Source organism: Flavobacterium suncheonense GH29-5 = DSM 17707, from assembly GCF_000430025.1.
In the GTDB taxonomy this organism is placed as follows: Bacteria; Bacteroidota; Bacteroidia; order Flavobacteriales; family Flavobacteriaceae; genus Flavobacterium; species Flavobacterium suncheonense.
Window position 1 is genome coordinate 1 of sequence record NZ_AUCZ01000052.1, and the last position, 1,201, is coordinate 1,201.

General features: G+C 35.0%; 1 protein-coding gene. It reads right to left on the minus strand.

The window, feature by feature from the left end; translation table 11 throughout:
- Positions 1-141: 141 nt before the first annotated feature.
- Complete coding sequence (locus G498_RS15005; RefSeq protein ID WP_051269848.1) at positions 142-1,143, minus strand: IS30 family transposase; 1,002 nt, start codon at positions 1,141-1,143, stop codon at positions 142-144.
- Positions 1,144-1,201 lie beyond the last annotated feature (58 nt).

Sequence of the window (1,201 nt, forward strand, 5' to 3'; positions counted from 1 at the left end):
GGCGGTTTCAAGTTTCTAGCGCAATTTTTTGGTTGATAAATTTACCGTTTTATTTCCCGCATTTTTGCACCAAATTTTGAAAGATTTGGTTTCAAAATTCGAGAATAAAACTACGTTATTTTTTTGAATATTGGTCATTTTTTAAATGAAATTTTGGTTCATGTATAACCTTGAAATAGCGTTCAAAGGAGATTCGTATTCGAGTGTTTTTCTAGGTCTTTCGTTGAGCTGATTTTGGACTTTCACAATGTCCTTTTTGGAGAGCAAATTAAAGTCGGTTCCTTTTGGGAAATAGTCTCTGATCAGCCCGTTTGTGTTTTCGTTTGTTGGTCTTTCCCAAGGCGAATAGGGATGAGCAAAATAGACTTTTACTTTGGAATTTTTAGTGAATAATTTGTGCTGCGCCATTTCGGTTCCATTGTCATAGGTCAGTGATAATTTTAAATGTTTTGGAATGTTTGAAAATGCTTTTTCAAAAGCTTTTCTCACTGATGTTGCATCGCGTTTTTTTAAAGGTACCATTATCAAAAAACGTGTAGTTCTTTCCACTAGCGTTCCGATAGCTGATTCTCTGTTCTTTCCCAGTATTAGGTCACCTTCCCAATGTCCTGGTACTTCTCTTGTGAGTACATTTTCCGGTCTTTCATCAATTCGGATCGGGTCTTTAATGGTTGTTCTTTTGTCTGTTCCTCGACGTACATTTCCCCTGTATTTTCTTTTTTGTCTGAGTTGAGAAATGAGTAGTTTTTCGACCTCTTTTTTAGGTTGAATATAGATGTGATAATAGATACTTTCGTGAGATATTTGCATGGTTGAATCGAAAGGATAAAACTGTTTTAAGGCATCGGAAATTTGTTGTGGAGACCAATGCAATTTAAGATGGGAATATACAAAATTTTTGAGTTTAGGATTGCCCTCAATTTTGGTTTTCCCATACCTTTTATCCATTAGATTGTTAACATAATCCAGTTCTGCTTTTGAGTAGTTGTACGGACCGTTTTTAACCCTTTTTAGCTCTCTGGAAATAGTGCTTGGATGTACCGATAGAGTAGAGGCAATTTGCTTTTTATTTTTCCCTAAAGCGATTAGTTTTTCAATCTCAATTCTATGGCTACGATTGAGTCTTTTGTAAGCTGATTTCATAACACAATTTTAAGTCATTTTTTTGTCTTGAAAATTGCGTTAGATTCTTGAGTCTGCT

Bases quoted from the DNA above. Each gene is read 5' to 3' on its own strand.
- G498_RS15005 (WP_051269848.1), bottom strand. From the start codon at position 1,143: ATGAAATCAGCTTACAAAAGACTCAATCGTAGCCATAGAATTGAGATT.